We start from the raw sequence: 19,524 nt of genomic DNA, 5'->3' as shown, positions 1-19,524 counted from the left end.
TAAAATCCGTGAAATGGAAAACCGTAATCTCCCTTCTTTTGTCAATTGGATTGTCTGCAAACGTCCTTGCTGATTCCAAAATCCTAAAAACTCACCATACCGAATCCGGATTCCAGAACCCAAATCCTGATTTCAAACGAAAAGGTTTTTGGGATGTTTTTGCATGGCAATGGGATCGGTTTTTTTTACCGTACAGTTTGGACGCTAAAACCTATCCAGAATTTCCCGTCCTAAAAAATGATGGAAGTCTCTTACAAAAGAATCAATCCAAACTATCTGTGACTTGGGTTGGACATGCGACAACTCTTGTCCAAATTGATGGAGTGAATATCCTCACAGATCCCATTTGGAGTGAAAGATGTTCTCCGCTCAGTTTTGCTGGACCAAAACGATACACACCACCTGGAATTTCGATCACCAATTTACCTAAAATCGATATTATCATTTTATCTCATAATCATTATGATCATACTGATATCCCCACTTTAAAAACTTTAGAAGAAACATTCCATCCCTTGGTTCTCACTGGACTCGGGAATCGAAAATTATTGTTAGGTGCTGGTTTGAAACATGTAAAAGAAATGGATTGGTGGGAAGAAGTTACATTTCGTTCGCTAAAACTTACTTTCACTCCGACACAACATTTTAGTGGCAGAAGTCTTTTTGACCGTGATGAAACTTTATGGGGGAGTTTTATGGTCGTTGGCGCAAAAGAAAAAGTGTATTTTGCAGGTGATACTGGGTATTACACTCATTTTAAAGAAATCGCAAACCATTTTGGTCCCATTGATATTGCCATTTTACCCATTGGTGCCACAGAACCGAGATGGCTTATGGAACCAGTCCACATTGATCCAAACCAAGCAGTTCTCAGTTTTTTAGACTTGAAGGCAAAATACCTGGTTCCCATGCATTATATGACCTTTGTTTTATCGGACGAACCTCTTGATTCTCCTGTGCCCCGCACAAAAGAGGCATTGAAACAATCGGGGATCTCCGAATCGGCTTTGGTTCCTTTAAAAATTGGAGAATCACGCTTTTTTTAGTTCCAAGCGATTTCTCTTTCGGGTATGCTGTCCTAAAAAAAATAGGATGGTGAGCACGTTGAAGAAGCTTCTCACATTGATGGTTTTCCTGGTATGTTTGTCTGTGACAACTTCCGGGATATTTGCCGAAGAACCAACTCCGGTTCCAACCGAGACAACAACACAAGAGGAAACTGGGCATTCCTCACATGGTGAATCCGTTCACGAAGAACTCCCGTATTGGACAGTATTACCTTTTGTGGCAATTCTTCTTTCCATAGCGATTTTGCCTGTTGCCTCTCACAAAACAGCACATTGGTGGGAAGACAATAATAACAAACTCATTTTAGCTGTTGGGCTTGGAGCAATCTCTTTTGTTGTGTTACTTGTTTATGGGTATAGCCATAACATAGTACACACTGTATTCTTTGATTATATCCCCTTTATCATTTTACTCGGTTCCTTGTTTTATATTTCCGGTGGGATTGTGATTAAAGGTGATATCCATGCAACTCCACTGAACAACACTTTGTATCTCTTAATTGGTGCGGCACTTGCCTCTTTTATTGGAACAACTGGGGCATCAATGTTACTCATTCGCCCTTTGTTGAAAACAAATAGCGAAAGAAAACATGTTGTCCATACTGTTGTGTTTTTTATTTTCCTTGTTTCCAATATTGGTGGTTCCTTAACTCCACTCGGAGATCCTCCACTGTTTTTAGGATACCTCAAAGGTGTTCCATTCACTTGGACATTTAAATTATTGCCTGAGATGTTAGTGGCAATTGCGATCCTACTCACTGTTTACTTTGTTTGGGATACAATGGCATATAGAAAAGAAACCAAAAAAGATCTCAAACGTGATGATAAACTAGCAACTCCTTTTTCCATTGGTGGGCAAGTGAACTTCATTTGGTTACTTGGTGTGATCTTAGCAGTTGCTTTTTTAAACAGTAACTACATTCCACAAATCAGTGAAACTCCGACACTTGGATTCATTCGTGAAGCGGTTTTGATTATTCTTATCGTTCTGTCTATGTACACATCGAAAGAAGAACATAGAAAGTTTAATAACTTTACGCTTCACCCTATCCAAGAAGTTGCCTATCTCTTCATTGGAATTTTCATCACCATGATTCCTGCTCTTGTATTACTCGAAGCACATGGAAAAGAACTTGGGATCACTGAAAATTGGCAATTTTTCTGGGCAACTGGTGCATTTTCTTCCGTATTAGACAATGCTCCTACTTACCTAACGTTTGGTTCCCTTGCATCAGGTCTTCTCACTCCAGCAGGATCTGCTCCTCTCACTCTTGGCCAATTCATTGGAAACGTCCAAGCAGAAGAGATCTTAAAAGCAATTTCAGTAGGTGCTGTGTTTATGGGTGCCAATACATATATAGGTAACGCTCCTAACTTTATGGTGAAGTCCGTTGCAGAAGAAAACAAAGTGAAGATGCCTTCCTTTGGTGGGTACTTAGCATATTCAATGGGAATTTTAGTTCCTGTTTTTATCCTCCTCACTTTTATTTTCTTCGTCTAAGTTGTAACAACACCAGGGAAACTTTCCCTGGTGTTCTATCATTTCATGTTTCTCCAATTATCTGAATTATATTCTTTATCTCACTCTGGTTCGTTCACACATCTTTCGGAAAAGAAGGAAAGATTAGAAAAAGAACGTAAAACACTTGAATCCATTTTGTCCTCTTCCAAAGAGAAACTCATTTATGGAATCCATACAGGTTTTGGCCCACATGCATTCACTTCCAATGAAGAATTGGAGCTCATTCAAAAATCACTAATCTATCATTTAACCGTAGAGCCAGTGTTAACTGGTGATGGACTTCCTCATTCTCATTTACACCACAAAGAAGCAAGGGTTGTACTGGCAGCAAGACTCTTTAGTTTATCACTTGGTGGTTCTGGGATTCGGTATGAAACTTTGGAAATTTTAAACCAACTTCTCGAATTGGATTGTATTCCCATCATACCAGAAAGAGGTTCTCTCTCGGCGTCAGGAGATTTAATCCCACTCAGTTATATTCCATTGGCACTTCTAGGCGAATCAGGATTCACTGGCAAAGGAAAAGAGTTAGGCCCCACAAAGTTAAACGGAAAACGTTCCGAAATCAAAGGCATTCCTTGGACCCCACATCCTAAAGAAGCCATCTCACTTACCAATGGGACTAGTTTTACAACAGCCCTTCTAGGTTACCAAGTGATGGAATTTCGGAATATGTTTTTGTTAACCATTGAGATTTTACAATATCTTTTCCATTACCATTCTGTTTTCCCAGATGCCTTCCATCCAGAATACCACAAACACAAACAATTTAAGGGACCTAAGTTCCTCTCTAGTTTACTCCATCCCATTGTGTCCCAAAACCCAAAAACGAAAGTGGAAGGAAAACGAATCCAAGACATTTATTCAGTTCGATGTATCCCACAAATTTTAGGTTCCATTTGGGATGAAATAGAATCGATAAAAAAAATCGTAGAACAAGAGTTAAATTCATTGTCTGATAATCCAGTTTTGATACCTACTTCCGAGAATGAAAAGACAGAATTTCGATTTGCAGAAGGTGGAGGTTTTTATGCCTCTCAAGTTAGTTTTGCAGCAGACCGACTTCAAAATGCCATGGCAGTTTGGTTTACATGGGTTGATCGTTTTTTGAATTATCTGATGGAACCAAAGGAAAACGATGAATTCCCTTTGATGTTGTCTGCAAAACCTGGAACTTATGCTGGTTTGTCTGGATTAGGACTCATGTCAGCTCATCTAACAGCAGAAGTACGACGAGATAGTATGCCAGGTTCGATACAATCAATCCCAACCAATGGTAATAACCAAGACATCGTTCCTATGGGAGCGATCTCTGTTTTACGAAATCGTAGGACTGTCCTAAGTGCAACCAAACTTCTTTCTATCTTTGGTTATGCGGTATACCAAACATCTTTATTTGCGAAACGGAAAGAATTGGTGCCAGATTTTAAATTGTTTTCTGGAATGCAGACGATGGAAAAAGACAGAAGCCTGGATTTTGAAATCCAGACTTTGGTGGAACGAATCCAAAATACTACTTCTTCTCTTGCAACGACTCCAATCGATTGAGTCCCAATCCCAATACCAAACCAAACACTAGAGAGGCGAGTGGGATTTGTGTTTCTTCAAAATCTTTTGGGAGTATGTTTTTGGCAGTGGCAATTTGGATATCACGTTTCACTTCACCTGATCTACCTACAATTGCCTGTCCATTTGCATAATCTTTAAATGGCCAAAGGATAAAAAAGGATCCTAGGATCAGTCCAAGTAAAAATGTCATCGTATGAGATTTGTATTTCACAAATAACCATTTAACAATATGAGTGAAAATCAAAAGTCCAAGTAAACATCCAATCCCAAACGCACCTAAAAATAGAATCGAACCTGGTTCTAAGATGGTAGAAAGTTTACCAATGACAATTTGGTATTCACCTAACACGAGCATGATGTATGATCCGGAAATTCCAGGAAGGATCATCGCTGAAATGGCAATCATACCAGTGGCAAATGCAAAAATTGGATTTTCGGATCCGGTGTTTTCTCCCATAAAAAAACTAGGAACGATGGTTAATAAAATTCCTGGGACTAAGAATAGCCAAACGACAAGGCTATGTTTTTCAATGAGTTTGTAGGGAACGACTAGTGATGGAATGATGAGACCTATGAAAAGGGCAAGAGTTGCTTGTGGGTGGTTTTGTAATAAGTATTGGATCAGTTTTGCTCCAGAGATTACGGAAAGTAAAAGACCAAAACCAAGGAATACCAAAAACCAAAAATCGATTCGTTTCATTTCCAATGCAAAACGATTTCTCACCTCTTCTTTCCAAAAGCCTACAAGTAAGGAAAGGGAAACTTTGATGGTTTCCAAATTTAAGGAAGTGATGGCAGTGATGAGTCTGTCATACAAACCCAAGATAAGAGCAAAGGTTCCACCAGATACACCTGGGATTAAATTGGCAATTCCAATGAGAAACCCATTGAGGATGCAAAAGAGAATTTCTTTTTTTGTAAGAGGCATATCGGAAAGGATGAATTTTTACAAACTTTAGGCAAGGTTTTTTCTAGTTACTGATAACCATACGATACCATAAGATAAAATCGAAACTAGAAACAAAATCAGGAAAATTGTAATTTTTCCATATCTAAATTCTGTTAATAGAAAGTGGAAACAAACCACCATTACATTCAAAAGGGAAAATACAACGAGAGAACCAATTTTACCCAATTTGGTTTCGGTGAGTTTTTGGTACAAATGTTCTCTATGTGCTTGGAATAGGTGTTTTTTCTGAAAGAATCGTTTGATGAGGATCGTGACACCATCAATCCAAAAAAAAGGAAAAAGATAAAAGTAATCTGTCACATCCCAATGGATGCCATTTGATTTGTTTTGGTAAAGTAAGGGGAGGACCAATCCAAAAAATCCAAGTGCCAGTGATCCGCTATCTCCCATAAATAATTTTGCTTTTGGGAAATTGTAAAAGATAAAGCCAAACATGGAAACGAAGAGCATCGCGTACAAACTGTATCCTAAGTTTGGTTTGGTGTAAAAATCGGGTAAAATAAATCCTAGGGAAACAAAACAAATGGTGAATGTGGTCACCAAATACCAATCCATCCCATCCATAAAATTAACCAAGTTGATTCCAAATACCAAGAAGATTGTGAGAAATACAATTTGAACTAAACTGTTAATAGAAGTAATTCCCAAAAAACTTACATTAGGTTGTATGCCCCATAAACAGAAAAAAACAATTCCTAATTCTAAAACGAGTCGGAGTTTTGGTGTTAAATGGTATACGTCGTCTACAAATCCTAGAATCGAAAATACAAATATACCAACTAACAATAGATAAAGATCCATGGGTTCACTTAAAATGGGTAAAGGATCACTTCCGATGGATTCTAACGGAAACAGTAAAAAAACTAGGGTCGAAAGGAGAAAAACAGGGATAAAAAACATTCCTCCCGATTTTTTTGTGACCGTGTCATGCAAACTCCGTTCATTGGGCACATCTTTCACCCCAAAACGGGAATACACATAAAATGTGTGCAAAATTAGGCTCAAGATGCCCAGAATGAGGAAGGAAATGGGAAAAAAAGGAACCATTTTCGCAAAGTTTCTCAGATCGGGGTCTTTTGGCAGTTTTTTATTGCAAAAATCAGTCCCTCTTCGATGTTTAATTTATGTTTCAGGGCGTTTATACTGCGGTCATCACCCCCTTCCGCCAGGGGAAAATCGATTACGATCAATACTTTAAAATCCTAGAAAACCAGATCCGATCCGGAGTTGCTGGTGTGGTTCCTTGTGGGACAACGGGAGAATCCCCCACTTTATCCTACGAAGAACATAAGGAACTCATCCAAAAAACGGTGCAGATCGTAGCTGGCAAAATCCAAGTGATCGCGGGTACTGGTTCTAACTCCACAAAAGAGGCAATTGAACTCACTGAGTCTGCTTGTGCAGATGGAGTGGATGGAATTTTGTCTGTAAATCCGTATTATAACAAACCTACGCAAGAAGGGATGTTCCAACATTTTACGGCCATTGCAAATGTATCATCGAAACCTGTGATGTTGTACAACATTCCAGGTAGAACCAATGTAAACCTTTTGCCAGAAACGGTTAGTCGTTTGGCGGCTCATCCTAAAATTGCAGCAATCAAAGAAGCAACAGGGGATCTCGGACAAATGGCAAAAGTGATTTCGCTCTGTCCACCCGACTTTGATTTGTTATCTGGTGATGACAACTTAACTCTTCCTGTACTTTCCATCGGTGGAAGAGGAGTTGTATCTGTAGTTTCTAATTTATTCCCTCGAGCATGTGTGGATATGGTTTCCCTTTACCTTCGTGGTGATCTGGAAGCTTCCAAAAAAATTTACTACAAACTGCTCCCAGTATTTGTGAATGCTTTTATCGAAACAAATCCAATCCCAATCAAAGCAGCTATGAGTTGGTTCGGTTATTGCAGTAATGAACTAAGATTGCCAATGACTTCGTTGTCGGAAGGGCAACCAGCCGAATCATTTAAAAAAATCGTATTCCAGTTAAAAGAGGAAGGCATTGTCTAAAATCAAAGTAGGTGTGATTGGTGCTGGTGGTAGGATGGGGAAAGCCATCATCCAAGTCTTATCTCTTTCCAAAAAATCGGTGTTAAGCGCAGCCGTTGTGAGAGAAGGGGCGATATATGCTGGTTTTGATTCTGGAAACCATGCAGGGATCAAAGAAACTGGTATACTTTTATCTTCCGACTTACAAAAAGCAAACGAAGATTCTGATGTGTTAATTGATTTTAGTACCCACACTGGATTTGAATCCACTCTCAACACGGCATTAAAAAATCATAAACCATTGGTGATTGGAACAACCGGCCTTACTGATTCAGATAAAACTCTAATCAAATCCGCATCTGAAACCATCCCGATTGTATTTTCTCCCAATATGTCTGTTGGTGTGAATTTACTCTTTAAACTCACTGAAATTGCAGCGAAAGTTTTACATGAAGATTTTGATATCGAAGTTTTAGACATCCACCATAGGCATAAAAAAGACTCTCCTTCTGGTACAGCAATGTATTTAAAAGAAGTGTTACTAGAGGCTAGTAATCGGAATGAAGAAAATGTGATTTATGGTCGTCATGGTATGTACCCTGAACGAGACCAAAAAGAAATCGCAATGCATACGATGCGTGCCGGTGAAGTCGTTGGCGAACACACAGTTTATTTTTTTAGTCCAGAAGAGAGGATTGAAATTACCCATCGTGCTCAAGATCGCAAAACATTCGCTAGTGGGGCTGTGAAAGCCGCTGAATTTTTACATGGCAAATCGAAAGGTTTGTACAATATGTTTGATGTTTTAGGAATATAAATTGGATTTTTTTCGAGGATTATATATCATTCCATGGAGTAAAAATTATATCTCCATTAGTTTGGATGTACTCATCGTCGCATTTTTAATTTATAAAACCTATACAACCTTACGTAGAACACGTGGGATTCAACTTTTATTTGGGGTAGGGATCATTTGGATCTCGGGAAGTTTAGCTGAATACTTAGGTTTTGAGTTGCTTGAATGGATCTTAACCAATATTCGCCCTGCACTTGTTTTTGCCATCATTGTTCTCTTGCAACCTGAGTTACGCCGTTTAACAGGTGATTTAGCAAGGATACGTCTCCTACGTTTGTTTTTTCTAAAACCTACTTTTGATTTGGATCCAATTGTGGAAGCCGTTAGAGCCATGTCCCAAGAAAAAATTGGCTCTATCATTGTGCTTGTGAAAGACATTAGCCTTAAGGATATATCAGAAAACGCAGTCCCGATGGATTCCATTGTGACCTCTGAAATTTTACAAACTATCTTCTTTAAGAATTCACCACTCCATGATGGTGCCGTCATCATAGAACAAAACCGAATCGTTTGTGCTGCTTCTTATTTGCCTATGAGTAGTTCCGTAGAAATTTCAACTTTGGGTGCAAGGCATAGATCTGCCCTTGGACTTTCAGAAGAAACAGATTCAATCATCATCGTTACTTCTGAAGAAACTGGAGACATTACAATTTGTTACGAAGGGGAAATGATCCATCCAGTGAAACCCTTGGAGTTAAAAGCTCTTGTGAGTGGTTTGATGTCAGGGAATAAAAAGTCAAAAGACGAATCACAAAGAAAATCCAAAGAAAAAGATTCCGGTGTCATCATATGATTTTGAAATTATTTGGAAAAATGGTACGGAATTGGAAAGCAAAACTCATATCACTGATCATTGCTAGTATCTTCTATGTAAATTTGCAAAACTCTAAAGTTTTGATCAAAACAGTGAATGTCCCAATCGACTATCCAAAGTTATCTGGTAATTTGAGTTATTCAAAAAACCCAGAAAAAACCATTCCAGTTCGCGTGGAAGGTTTAAAAGATGTAGTGAACTATTATTCTCAATTCATGAAGGCTGTGATTGATCCGGAAGATGTTCAACTAGGTGTCACTGAAGTTCCTATCAAAAAAATTGTTGGTGTTCCGAGTGGAGTTAAGGTAACAAAACTTAAAAAAACAGTTCCAGTGGAAATAGAATCCAGAGGACTCAAAGTGGTTCCACTTGAAGTTGTTTTTGAAGGGAACCCACCAGCTAACTTTGAAAAGTTGACTCAGATTTTAAGCCCTCAAAAAATCACACTCAGTGGTAAACCACAAGACCTTGAAAAAATCAATAAAGTAGTTTTGCCAGAAATCTCACTTGTTGATCGTAAGGAACCTTTTGCAAAAACTGTCAAAATTCCAGAATTGCCGAAAGGTGTAAATGTCCTTGGTTCTCGTGATGTAACTGTGAATGTAAATATCATTCCACTTTCGTATAAAACGGGAGAACAAACTGCCGCAGGGATTCCTATCATTTGTTCTGGGTTAGATCCAAAACTTGATGCAGAACTTTCGGAAGAACAAGTTGCAATTCGTTATTTTTCACTAAAACCAATTCGATCTGCACAAATCCTAACGGGCATTACAGCTCAAGTTCCTTGTAATTATATCTTTGATCCAATTAAAAATAAAATTGTTCCAGAGTTACAACCTCAGGTAGCAAAAGTTAGGATCATCAAAAACAAAGATCTAAAAGGGATCGAAATATTGCAGATCAGCCCTGAAAAAATCGAAATTCGATACAAAGTCAAAGAACAAAATATCGATCCAGATAATATAGATGATGGAACAGGGATGGAAGGAATCTCCCCTCATCCTTCCGATCGATCCTAAAGACCACTCATCATTTTATAGTAAGTGGCCTTTCAGAATCTACGGCGATATAATCTAACAACTATTAATTGTTATTTATTTTAGAAACTCATAAATTTCTTTAAAACTTTCCTCTGGGTTTTCCCACATTGGGTAGTGTCCAATATTTGGCCAACGAATCAGTTTTTTGTGTTTGATAGGCAGTTTTTCAATCTCATCTGCTAAATGACTTCCACTAACAGGATCTTCTCCTCCATTGATAAATAACAATGGTACTTCCGTTTGTAAGAGGGCATTTTTCCAACGTTCACCATGGTATCGTCTCTCTTTAATGTACTTTAAAAGTTTATGAGGGATAAGCACTTTATTTGGATAGGTGATGAGTTTCCAAAGGACAGAGATTTCTTTTTCTGTGGGTTTTGTATTTTTACCAAAAACATCGCTAAATGCTACGCCGAATTTTTTTTCGTCGTAAAATTTTGCGAGTATTGCACCTAATATAGGTGTTGCGAGCAGTTTTTGTTTGAAAGTAGGTCTATGCAAATGAGGGAATAATCCACCGTTAAAAAACACCGCACCATCTATTTCATACTTACGTTCTTTAGATTCTAAGTGACGAGCTAGGATTTCTTGGCCAACACTGACAGCATAGTCATGGAATACAAATTTAACTCGTTTGAGAGCGTTTTTTTCAATAAAGGATTCGATGATATCAGTCTGTTCGACTAATGTATATTCGTGATTAACTGGTTTTGAAGAATATCCGAAGCCTAAAAAATCTATCGCAATGGTATTAAAGTATCTAGTTAACCCATTATAAATTTTAGAATAATCCCATGAAGAAGTTGGGAAACCATGTAACAAGATTAAGTTTTGACCTCTTCCTTCTTGGATATAGAAGATTTGGAATTTTTTATATTCAAAAAATTTACCTGAGGCCAACCATTCTGTAGCGTTCTTTTTTGGAAAATTAAGATCTAACATATCCGACATAGCACAAAATTTTAGGAAGTGAGTCAAATAGAAGAAATGACTCTTTTCTCAATATTTCATAGCCGATCTTATATAAGATGGATTCATATTCTCTAATTTATTTTGTAAAACCGGAGGGAGTCATCTCCAATTGGGAATATTTTTGGTACCAAATTCCATATGGCGCTCCTGGGATTTTAACATTTGTTGTGGGTTTATTTCTTAGTTATTTTGCGTTTCAAAAATTTCGAAAATCAAAAGAGGAGAATCGCTATTTTCATCTCAATTTGACCATTTCATTTATCAGTTTTGGATGTGTAGGCCTTGTATTAACAACAAGAGCATGGATCCAAGATGTTGAAACACTTGTATTGTGGAATGATTTATTGTATTTTTTTGTAGCCCCACTTGCACCCACTGCCTTTTACCTAGCATTTCACATGACAGGGAAACAAAGTAAACTTCTGTTATACTATTCTTATGTTTGTTGGTTTGCAAGTTTTGTATTATATTTGGGAGTAATTTTAGGAAAAGGATTTGAAACAACCGTGTTTGAATTCCCATTTGGAAAATACCCTCGTGGCAGTGCCTTTGTAAGGCCTTGGGGAATCCTTGCACCATTAGGATACTTTTTACTCATTCTTCCTTCGTTTATCAAACATTACCTTTACATACGTAAGCATTACCATTTAACACTCTTTCATGGTGTTAATTTACTATTTTTACTCACTACCTTAAATGCTCCCAGTATTTTGGGATTCAAAGTATATCCTGGTGGATTCTTTTTATTCATTCCGATGTTACTAGTCGCCTATGGAGTGTTTCGTTCCGATTTTTTTGATGTGAATGAACTATTATTCCAAAAGAATGGAATGTTCTATTTTTTATTCGCCTTACTTTCTTTTGTTTTGATTTTTATCTCTTTTGGAGTTTCCTTTGGGCTTTCACCTAATGCATATGAATCTGCAAAATGGTATCCTTGGGGGATACCTCCCGTCATTTCAGTGTTTGGTGCAGTTTTTTTATCAATCATCGTTGCTGGGGCTAATCCATCGGCAAGGATCAACCAACTTTGTGCGTTCGCTCTCATTCTCACTGGTTTTTATGTAATCCAATCTGTTCCATTAAAATTAAACATATCCTATGTTGTACAACTTCGGATTTCGCAGATGACCTTTGTGGCATTTGCGTTTGCTCCGAGTATCATGGTGAGACTTGTTTTTGAAGCGATTGGTCAAAAATCACCAGGGTGGCTTAAATGGATCGATTTACTTTGTATCACAGCAGCCATTTTAGCTCCTTCCCCCTACTTGTTTGTAGGGTATTATGATTACCCTTGGTCTCGAGTCCATCATGGTGGTCCTGCGGAACTTCTTGTTGGTGCCAATGGAGCCATCGCATTAGTATTAGTTTTAATTACCTTCCTTCGGAACAAAGGGTATATCAACTTTGCCTCCAAGTGGATCATTGGTTCTTTTTTATTATCAGCATTATTACTGTTAGCAGCTTTACTTCCAAGCCATGGAATTCCGATTTATCCCATTGCAGATTTTCAATTCATACCTGCATTTTTACTAGGTTATGCGGTTCTAAGACATGGTGCATTATCATTGGAAGGAAGGACGATCCAATTGAGTCAACGTTTGGCAAACCTTGGACTCATCACAATGGCAATTGCTGCTATTTTGTATTTTCCATTGATACGAGAACAATATGGAGTGGGGGAGTCGGCATTTCATCTCACAATGATTGTTTTACCGCTGGTTCTATTTAATTACCTTGTGGTCTACATCATGTCAAGGCCACTTGCTGAAGAACTTGATATTAGCTATTTTTTGTTAGATTTAGAAAAACAAAAAGCAGATGAAGAAAGAGAAAAGGCTCTTATAGCACAAGATAAAGCTGAAGAAGCACGCGAAGAATCCGAAAAACTTTTATTAAACATCTTACCTTACAAAGTTGCCCAAGAATTAAAATTGAAGGGGAGTGTGAATCCAGTCCGCTTTGAAAACGCTACCGTATTATTCACAGACTTCAAAGGTTTTACCAAAGTAGCAGAAGGAATGGATGAACAAAGCCTAATCGAAGAACTGGATGCTTGTTTCACTCAGTTTGATGAGATTATCCTCAGGAATAATTTAGAAAAATTAAAAACCATTGGGGACAGTTATATGTGTGCCGGTGGTTTACCTGTGGAAAATCGAACAAGTGCCATTGACGCTTGTTTGGCGGCACTCGAGATCCAAAGTTTTATGAACCAATTGAAGGAAATCAAAACTGCTTTAGACCTTCCCTATTGGGAATTACGTCTTGGGATTCATACAGGTCCCGTTGTGGCAGGGGTAGTGGGTCGGTTTAAGTTTGCCTATGACATCTGGGGTGATACAGTGAATACCGCATCCCGAATGGAATCAGGTGGTGAAACTGGAAAAATCAATGTCTCTAAGGAAACGTATGAATTAGTGAAGTATTTTTTTGTGACAGAGTATCGAGGGAAAGTGCATGGGAAAAATAAGGGTGATTTGGATATGTACTTTGTCCACCGCCTAAGGCCTCGTTATTCGCAAGACCCAGATGGAAAGGCACCTAACCAATACTTCCGAGAAGTGTATTCTCGGATTTCTCGTGGTGCCAATATCCGCTGGAAAAAAGAATCCTAATAGTTGCTGGATAACGTATCAGTTACCTTACGTTTGTTCCTCTTCGGCAAGCCAAGTGCGGAGTAACTGTGCCACGTCTTCTGGTTTTTCTTTTGCCAGGTTGATCGCGTTTTCGAGAAGTTCTCGTCTGAGTTTTTCGTCGAGGGAGAGTTCGACTTCCGCTCCCCCTTCGTCCATCACACGGAGAGCTGCTTCTCTCATCATTTGTTGTTGGGCAGCAAGTTCTTCTTCTCTGAGTCTTCTTCTTCTTGCGATTTCTTTTTTGATCGCACGATACACTAAGATAGCTAGGATGAGTAAGATGAGAATGACAAGTGATGCGATCACCATGTTTCGTATCGCACGTTGTCTTTGGAATTCTTCATCTTCAGCGCGGAACTGTTCTGTCCTATCTTTAGGAATGGTGATAACACTGATTTGATCCCCGCGTGATCTTGTGTAACCAATGGCTGCTTCTAAGTTTTTACGAATGAGTTTTAAGTCTTGTTCGGCGACAGGAATGTATTTGCGATCATAACCCATCCCGTCTTCTCGTTCTTTACGTTCCCAAACTCCATCCACAACCACAGACAATCCAATCTTTTCGATTTTCCAAGGTTGGCGTTTGATGTCTTTGACTCGTTTGTTAAATTCGTAGTTATTGATGTTTTCGTCTTTGGAATACTCAGCCTTTTGGTAGTCTGTATCTTTGTATCCAGGAGGAAGGTTTGGTTCTGTTCCTGCTGGTCCATCAGGAGTAAAACCTCTTCCTTTAAAGGATTCTTTTGTTTCTTTGGAAGATACTTTTAAGGAATAACCATCAACAAGCTTACGTTCATTATATGGTGTATCAGGGTTATCTTCTTCCGCAACTACAGGTAAGACTTCGTTTTCCGTTAAGGATTCTTGGTCCCAATTAAAGGAATATTCAAATCGAGTGATGTCCACTCGGTCTTCCCCACCTAAGTACCAACGTAGAGTGTTTCGAATGTCGATAAGACGTTTGACACGTTCTTCTTCTTCGATTCGGAGTTTTTCTTGGACAATTCGTAATTCTAATCTTTCTTTTTCTAAGTCTTCTTCAAAATCAGAAATGATTTTTCCATCTGGATCGGCAACACTTACGTTTTCTGGTTTGAGTTTGGGAACAGCTCTTGCAACTAAGTTCACAATCCCTTTAATTTCTTTTTTGCTAATACCTTCCACTCCAGGGCGGAAGTGTAAAATCACACTGGCTTTGACTGGATAGGAGTTGGATTCAAACAAATCCCCTTCTGGGATCGCAATGTTGACATCTGCTTTTTCAATTGGGCGTAAGGTGTTAAGCGACTTTTCAATCGCACCCTTTAACGCTCTGTACTTTTTGATGTCTTTATCAAATTGTGTTTCGGTGAATTTTTCTATATCAAAAAGTTCCCAACCTGTCACACCTGCTGGGATCAAATTTTCTTGTGCAAGTTTCGTTACGATTTCTTGCCTTTGTTCTGGATCCACTGTGATGACACTGGTTTCGCTTGAACCATACGAATACCCAAGGGCATCTAATTTTTTTGTGACTTCTGAGAAGTCTTTGGAATCCAAATCTTTGAAGAGAACCACTCGGTTTCTTTGGGAAGAGACATTGGAGAGGATGATGATGGCCACCACTACCACTGCAAGCACCCCAGCCAAAATCATTTTTTTGGTTTTGTCGAGTTTGTTGAATAACTCTTTTAGATTATCGATGATCTTTTGCAGTGGTTCAGGCATAGTTCGGGCCTCGTAGAGATTTGAGACATAATGCCATGAATTCCCCTAAATGTACAAGTACTTTTCGGGGGATGAGTGGGAATTGAAGTGGTGAGAGGGAAATTGCAAGGATGGTATCCTACTTTTCGTTGACGGTTGGTTTCATATGTGACTACAATGTAATTACATATGAAAGTGGCTGTGATTCAAATTGGAAATTCCAGGGGGATTCGTATCCCGAAGACAGTATTAGAGGAATGTCATATTGATGATATAGTAGATTTGAAAGTCGATGGAGATAAAATCATCATCTCTCCTGATAAAGAAAGACCAAGGAAAGCTTGGGCGACCCAATTCCAAGAGATGGCAAAGCAAAATGATGATTCATTGATCCTGCCTGATGCACTCGACTTGGAGGCTGAGGACTGGGAATGGTGATCACTCAGTATGATATTTTTTTAGTCAATTTAGATACAACTATCGGGCATGAGATCCAAAAATCAAGACCATGTATTGTAATTTCTCCTAATGAGATGAACCAATTTATTCGTACGGTGATGGTTGCACCAATGACTACCATGATGCGAAATTACCCAACCAGAGTATCCATCACCTTCAAAGGAAAAATAGGTTCCATTGTTTTGGACCAGATAAGAACTGTAGATCGATCTAGATTGATAAAAAAACTTGGTTCATCCGATCCAAAAACAAATCAGAAAATCAAAAAAGTCATTAAAGAAATGTTAGTCGACTAATTGAATATCATCGAAAAATGATATTACAGTCAAAAGTTTCCCTATACCCCTTCCACTTTTTGGAAAACTCGGTCAAACCGTTTGAGTGCATCATCAATCACTGCATCCGTATCAGCAGCACTTGTATACAACCTACTTCCCGCAAGGGTCACAAGACCTTCTGACATGTAAGCTGCTCCCATTTCTTCCATCGCATGTTTGCGTTTGTGGGCTTCTGCAATGGTTTTTTTGATGGTCCAAAATTTCTTGATATCGATATCAAGTAACATCGTACCAACGGTTTCCAGATGACAGATAGAACCTTGGTTGAAGGCAACAAAGGGTAGGTTGTATTTTTGGATGAGTTTTTGTAATCCCTTAGTGAGGCGGTCACCAGCTCTCCCAGATTTTTCACAGGCATTGGTTTTTTCCATTTCACAAAGTGTAAAGTAACCAGCTAGGGAACTGAGTGGATTTGCTGCCATCGTTCCACCGATTAACGCCTTTTTGGTGCCCGTTTGTAGTCCAGCAGATACATACTTCATGTATTCTCTTTTACCACCAAGTCCACCGGCAGAAGGATAACCACCAGCGACAACTTTTCCAAAGACAGTGAGATCAGGTTCCACACCAAAGTACCCTTGTGCTCCACTAAGACCAATGCGAAATGCGGTTACCACTTCATCAAAAATAAGTAAGGCACCATATTTGTTACAAAGTTCTCTGACACCTTTGTTAAAATCTTTATCAAGAGGTCTTGTTCCACTTTCAGGGCCAACAGGTTCAATCAGAACAGCTGCGGTTCCACCAAAAAAACGATTCCGTTTGAGGACTGATTCGAGTGAGTTCAAATCATTCGGATAAAATTCTTGTGTGTATTTGAAAATCGATCTTGGGACACCATTGGCTTCAAAATGCCTTGTGCCTGGGATCCGAAGGCCATAAGCAAGTTGGTCACTCCATCCATGGTAAGCTCCACCCATCTTCACGATGTTTTTCTTCTTTGTTGCAAGCCTTGCCACTCGGATAGAAGCCATACATGCTTCGGTTCCAGAACCTAACATGCGAAACATTTCCACAGAAGGAACAAGTTCGACAATTTTTTCAGCGAGTTTGTATTCGTATTCATGGAAAAGACCAGTGACTGGTCCTGTGGAATCTAAGAGTTCGATTACTTTTTTACGAACACTTGTGGGGTTACTGCCGAGGACTGTAGGTCCACCAGCTTGCAAAAAGTCGATGTATTTGTTTCCATCCAAATCATATAAATAGGCACCGGCTGCTTTGGTAAAAACAAGGGGGAAAGGAAAATTGAAAGACAAGTTGTGTTGGACACCACCTGGGATGTATTCCGAAGCCTTTGTGATCATGGCCTTGGACTTACTACATTTTGTTTCAAAGTAGTTTTGGATGATGTTTTCCATTTCGTTTTTGCGAATGGAACGGATCGGCAGGGAAATTAATTTCCGCAAGTCTTTGTAAACTTGGTCTACATTAGGGTATTCATTGATGGAAAAGCCTGTGGCCATACGATGTTTCCTCGTCCGTGTTCTTTTACTTGACAATGAGTGAGTCATCACTCATTGTCAAGAAGGAAATGGAAAATTTAGAAAGTTTCTGAGATTCTTTTGGAATTGCGCTCAATTTCCTTGAGAAATCCAGCCTTTTTTCATTCATAGGTAGGAAGATGCATATGGCTGATACAAAACACTTTAATGAAAGTTTCGAACGGATTTCGGAAGAAAAACGGAATCGAATTTTATCCATAGCCATCTCAGAATTTGCCAACCGTGGTTTCACAAGCGCCAATACCAATACCATCGCCCAAAAAGCGGGGATTAGTGTAGGTTCTCTCTACAAATACTTCGAAACCAAAGAGGATTTTTTCTTAACCGTGGTCGATTATGGGATCACCCAATTGGAAAAAACCTTAGAAACCGTATTGTCTATGGATTTGGATTTTTTTGGGAAGGTGGAAAAGATTGTAAGGATCATCCAAAACCATTCTCGCATGAACCAAGACATCATCCGATTGTACAATGAAATGACAACGGAAAGTAATTATGAACTCATCACACGCCTGTCAGGTGAATTGGAATCCTTATCAGCAAAATGTTATATCGATATGATTAGCGCAGCCAAACAAGAAGGAACCATTGCCAGTGATGTGGATAGTAACCTGTCGGCTTTTTTACTCGATAATATCTTTATGACCTTACAGTTTTCTTATGCCACCGTGTATTACAAAGAACGCATGAAAATTTATTTGGGGGAAGGCGTATTTGAAGATGATGAAGCAGTTGTCAAAGCTGTCATGAAATTCATCAGACGTGCCTTAGGCGGTTAGGGTTCCATAAACGGACTTTCTTTCAATTGGAAGACAAGTGCCAGTGTTAGTACTGTTAACGCAAGTAACACATATAAAAACGATACCATTCCAAAAAAATTAAGCCCTAAGATAAACACAATCCCTGAGACTTGGCCTACAAGGAGAAGTAACCCTTGTGAGGTGGACTCTGGGGCAGGGGATGTGATCTCTGCACAGTATTGGAATCCAATGGGTGCGCCAATCCCCAGTAAAAAAAATCCAATCACTACCGATCCAATGAGTAACGGGATAAACCCTTGGAACAAAACAAAAACAGAGAGTCCTACTAAAAAACCAACCATTGCGATGACTAAAAAAAGTTTTCGTTTTTGGAATTTGTCAGAGAGGGGAGGAACAAAAATGCCACCAAAGATCCCTGCGATGAGCATCACACCACCCACAAGTCCTGACTCTTCTGTGTTTAAACCTTTGATTTCACAAATCTGATCGATACAAGTACTCACAGCATTAAACACACCAAGACCTATGAGAAACAAAAATAGAATCTTTTTCATGTCAGCTTGTTTCCATAAAAAACGAATCCCATCGAGAAAGGAGAGTTCATGGTCTTCGCCGTGTGTACTTGGTGAGGTGGGAGGTTTTTCTCTTACGAGGAGTAAAAAAAGAATCGCACTCGCCATAGAAACAAACCCATACAACATCATCACTTCAGGGATCGTGTTTCCACTGTGTAAGAGGATGGGAGTTAGGATCATCACAAGGATGATTCCGAGGAACTGGGCGAGAGTTCCTAAGGCAACGGAAGTGGCACGTTCGTGGATAGGAAACCACAATACACTAATTTTTGTCACTGCATTGAGTAAGAAAGGTTGGGCAATGGCAAGACCCAATTGGCAAATGAGGACCACTGCATACTCCGAAGCATACATCCCTTTCAGTAACCCACAAACGCCTGTTAAAATTGCGCCGAAGCCAACACCAATTTTGATTCCATAGGTATCAATCACATACGAGGCAGGGATGGCGATGAAAACAAAAACAGCTAAAAACACCAAAGACAAAAGATCAATTTGCAGAGGGGACACCATATAAAACTCTTTTGCTTCTCTGGCAATGGGAGCAAAAGACAACCATTGCAAGCAGATGGTCGCTGTGATCACCACGTAGGCAAATAATACCACCCAACGGTATCCATACACTTTTACTGGCATTTGGCTCATACGTCTTTCTCCCTTAATCCCGATGGCAACACTAAGTTTCAAAAACCCTGTTCCCCCGATTGGGACTCTCCTGTCGGAAAAGAACTCGGGGGATCAAAAATCGATTGCCAACGGA

General features: G+C 39.2%; 17 protein-coding genes. 11 read left to right on the top strand and 6 right to left on the bottom strand.

The window, feature by feature from the left end; all coding sequences use genetic code 11:
• Positions 1-8: 8 nt before the first annotated feature.
• Genes ND855_RS12940 through ND855_RS12930 form a run of 3 tightly spaced genes read left to right on the top strand, consistent with a single transcriptional unit; the run spans position 9 to position 4,137 of the window.
• Positions 9-1,046 (top strand): MBL fold metallo-hydrolase, encoded by a 1,038-nt coding sequence (locus tag ND855_RS12940; RefSeq protein ID WP_265358670.1) that lies wholly within the window; start codon positions 9-11, stop codon positions 1,044-1,046.
• 58 nt (positions 1,047-1,104) lie between these two features.
• A complete protein-coding gene (locus tag ND855_RS12935) occupies positions 1,105-2,568 on the top strand; it encodes a sodium:proton antiporter (RefSeq protein WP_407658716.1) in 1,464 nt (487 codons plus the stop codon).
• Between the two features lie 45 nt (positions 2,569-2,613).
• On the top strand, positions 2,614-4,137 hold the full coding sequence (locus ND855_RS12930; RefSeq protein ID WP_265358668.1) for an aromatic amino acid ammonia-lyase: 1,524 nt from the start codon (positions 2,614-2,616) through the stop codon (positions 4,135-4,137).
• On the opposite strand, the gene ND855_RS12925 is transcribed toward ND855_RS12930, so the two are convergent.
• Both ND855_RS12925 and ND855_RS12920 read right to left on the bottom strand, forming a co-directional pair.
• Positions 4,103-5,086: a DUF368 domain-containing protein gene (locus tag ND855_RS12925; protein ID WP_265358667.1), complete on the bottom strand. Its 984-nt coding sequence runs from the start codon at positions 5,084-5,086 to the stop codon at positions 4,103-4,105. The two genes, ND855_RS12930 and ND855_RS12925, sit on opposite strands and share 35 nt — an antisense overlap.
• Before the next feature lie 27 nt (positions 5,087-5,113).
• On the bottom strand, positions 5,114-6,175 hold the full coding sequence (locus tag ND855_RS12920; RefSeq protein WP_265358666.1) for an MraY family glycosyltransferase: 1,062 nt from the start codon (positions 6,173-6,175) through the stop codon (positions 5,114-5,116).
• A 77-nt stretch (positions 6,176-6,252) separates the two neighbouring features.
• Here ND855_RS12920 and dapA point away from each other — a divergent pair, with 77 nt between their 5' ends.
• From dapA to ND855_RS12900, 4 genes are read left to right on the top strand one after another with little or no spacing between them, the layout of a single operon-like run.
• Complete coding sequence (gene dapA, locus ND855_RS12915; RefSeq protein WP_265358665.1) at positions 6,253-7,137, top strand: 4-hydroxy-tetrahydrodipicolinate synthase; 885 nt, start codon at positions 6,253-6,255, stop codon at positions 7,135-7,137.
• Positions 7,130-7,933, top strand: coding sequence for a 4-hydroxy-tetrahydrodipicolinate reductase (gene dapB, locus ND855_RS12910; protein WP_265358664.1), 804 nt, complete (start codon positions 7,130-7,132; stop codon positions 7,931-7,933). The genes dapA and dapB overlap by 8 nt, the downstream gene beginning before the upstream one ends.
• Before the next feature lies 1 nt (position 7,934).
• Positions 7,935-8,765 (top strand): diadenylate cyclase CdaA, encoded by an 831-nt coding sequence (gene cdaA / locus ND855_RS12905; protein WP_265358663.1) that lies wholly within the window; start codon positions 7,935-7,937, stop codon positions 8,763-8,765.
• The gene (locus tag ND855_RS12900; protein ID WP_322113541.1) at positions 8,762-9,808 is read left to right on the top strand and encodes a CdaR family protein; all 1,047 of its coding nucleotides are present in this window, start codon (positions 8,762-8,764) and stop codon (positions 9,806-9,808) included. Before cdaA ends, ND855_RS12900 begins: the two co-directional genes overlap by 4 nt.
• Positions 9,809-9,883: 75 nt before the next feature.
• Here ND855_RS12900 and ND855_RS12895 read toward each other — a convergent pair whose 3' ends face one another.
• Positions 9,884-10,771, bottom strand: coding sequence for an alpha/beta fold hydrolase (locus ND855_RS12895; RefSeq protein ID WP_265358661.1), 888 nt, complete (start codon positions 10,769-10,771; stop codon positions 9,884-9,886).
• Positions 10,772-10,857: 86 nt separating this feature from the next.
• Here ND855_RS12895 and ND855_RS12890 point away from each other — a divergent pair, with 86 nt between their 5' ends.
• Positions 10,858-13,419, top strand: a complete 2,562-nt coding sequence (locus ND855_RS12890) for an adenylate/guanylate cyclase domain-containing protein (protein WP_265358660.1) — start codon at positions 10,858-10,860, stop codon at positions 13,417-13,419.
• 27 nt (positions 13,420-13,446) lie between these two features.
• Here ND855_RS12890 and fliF read toward each other — a convergent pair whose 3' ends face one another.
• Positions 13,447-15,147, bottom strand: a complete 1,701-nt coding sequence (gene fliF / locus ND855_RS12885) for a flagellar basal-body MS-ring/collar protein FliF (protein ID WP_100726229.1) — start codon at positions 15,145-15,147, stop codon at positions 13,447-13,449.
• Between the two features lie 168 nt (positions 15,148-15,315).
• Here fliF and ND855_RS12880 point away from each other — a divergent pair, with 168 nt between their 5' ends.
• On the top strand, positions 15,316-15,564 hold the full coding sequence (locus ND855_RS12880; RefSeq protein WP_265358659.1) for an AbrB/MazE/SpoVT family DNA-binding domain-containing protein: 249 nt from the start codon (positions 15,316-15,318) through the stop codon (positions 15,562-15,564).
• Complete coding sequence (locus tag ND855_RS12875; RefSeq protein ID WP_265358658.1) at positions 15,558-15,881, top strand: type II toxin-antitoxin system PemK/MazF family toxin; 324 nt, start codon at positions 15,558-15,560, stop codon at positions 15,879-15,881. Before ND855_RS12880 ends, ND855_RS12875 begins: the two co-directional genes overlap by 7 nt.
• A gap of 41 nt (positions 15,882-15,922) precedes the next feature.
• Here the strand turns inward: ND855_RS12875 and ND855_RS12870 are convergent, their stop codons facing one another.
• Positions 15,923-17,389 carry an aspartate aminotransferase family protein gene (locus tag ND855_RS12870; protein WP_265358657.1) on the bottom strand — a complete coding sequence of 489 codons (1,467 nt, stop codon included), beginning with the start codon at positions 17,387-17,389 and terminating at the stop codon, positions 15,923-15,925.
• Between the two features lie 164 nt (positions 17,390-17,553).
• Here ND855_RS12870 and ND855_RS12865 point away from each other — a divergent pair, with 164 nt between their 5' ends.
• On the top strand, positions 17,554-18,207 hold the full coding sequence (locus tag ND855_RS12865; RefSeq protein WP_265358656.1) for a TetR/AcrR family transcriptional regulator: 654 nt from the start codon (positions 17,554-17,556) through the stop codon (positions 18,205-18,207).
• Here ND855_RS12865 and ND855_RS12860 read toward each other — a convergent pair.
• Positions 18,204-19,409, bottom strand: coding sequence for an MFS transporter (locus ND855_RS12860; RefSeq protein ID WP_265359402.1), 1,206 nt, complete (start codon positions 19,407-19,409; stop codon positions 18,204-18,206). The genes ND855_RS12865 and ND855_RS12860 overlap by 4 nt on opposite strands.
• Between the last annotated feature and the right edge of the window lie 115 nt (positions 19,410-19,524).

Source organism: Leptospira paudalimensis, assembly GCF_026151345.1.
Lineage (GTDB): Bacteria > Spirochaetota > Leptospiria > Leptospirales > Leptospiraceae > Leptospira_A > Leptospira_A paudalimensis.
This window is presented reverse-complemented; position numbering and strand designations above follow the sequence as displayed.

What these genes read in the sequence shown, in the direction of transcription:
- ND855_RS12930 (WP_265358668.1), top strand. Translation starts at nt 2,614, where the DNA reads ATGTTTCTCCAATTATCTGAATTATATTCTTTATCTCACTCTGGTTCG.
- ND855_RS12870 (WP_265358657.1), bottom strand. Translation starts at nt 17,389, where the DNA reads ATGGCCACAGGCTTTTCCATCAATGAATACCCTAATGTAGACCAAGTT.
- ND855_RS12900 (WP_322113541.1), top strand. Translation starts at nt 8,762, where the DNA reads ATGATTTTGAAATTATTTGGAAAAATGGTACGGAATTGGAAAGCAAAA.
- ND855_RS12920 (WP_265358666.1), bottom strand. Translation starts at nt 6,175, where the DNA reads ATGGTTCCTTTTTTTCCCATTTCCTTCCTCATTCTGGGCATCTTGAGC.
- ND855_RS12875 (WP_265358658.1), top strand. Translation starts at nt 15,558, where the DNA reads ATGGTGATCACTCAGTATGATATTTTTTTAGTCAATTTAGATACAACT.
- ND855_RS12890 (WP_265358660.1), top strand. Translation starts at nt 10,858, where the DNA reads ATGGATTCATATTCTCTAATTTATTTTGTAAAACCGGAGGGAGTCATC.
- ND855_RS12880 (WP_265358659.1), top strand. Translation starts at nt 15,316, where the DNA reads ATGAAAGTGGCTGTGATTCAAATTGGAAATTCCAGGGGGATTCGTATC.
- ND855_RS12865 (WP_265358656.1), top strand. Translation starts at nt 17,554, where the DNA reads ATGGCTGATACAAAACACTTTAATGAAAGTTTCGAACGGATTTCGGAA.
- ND855_RS12895 (WP_265358661.1), bottom strand. Translation starts at nt 10,771, where the DNA reads ATGTTAGATCTTAATTTTCCAAAAAAGAACGCTACAGAATGGTTGGCC.
- dapA (WP_265358665.1), top strand. Translation starts at nt 6,253, where the DNA reads ATGTTTCAGGGCGTTTATACTGCGGTCATCACCCCCTTCCGCCAGGGG.
- fliF (WP_100726229.1), bottom strand. Translation starts at nt 15,147, where the DNA reads ATGCCTGAACCACTGCAAAAGATCATCGATAATCTAAAAGAGTTATTC.
- ND855_RS12860 (WP_265359402.1), bottom strand. Translation starts at nt 19,409, where the DNA reads ATGAGCCAAATGCCAGTAAAAGTGTATGGATACCGTTGGGTGGTATTA.
- ND855_RS12925 (WP_265358667.1), bottom strand. Translation starts at nt 5,086, where the DNA reads ATGCCTCTTACAAAAAAAGAAATTCTCTTTTGCATCCTCAATGGGTTT.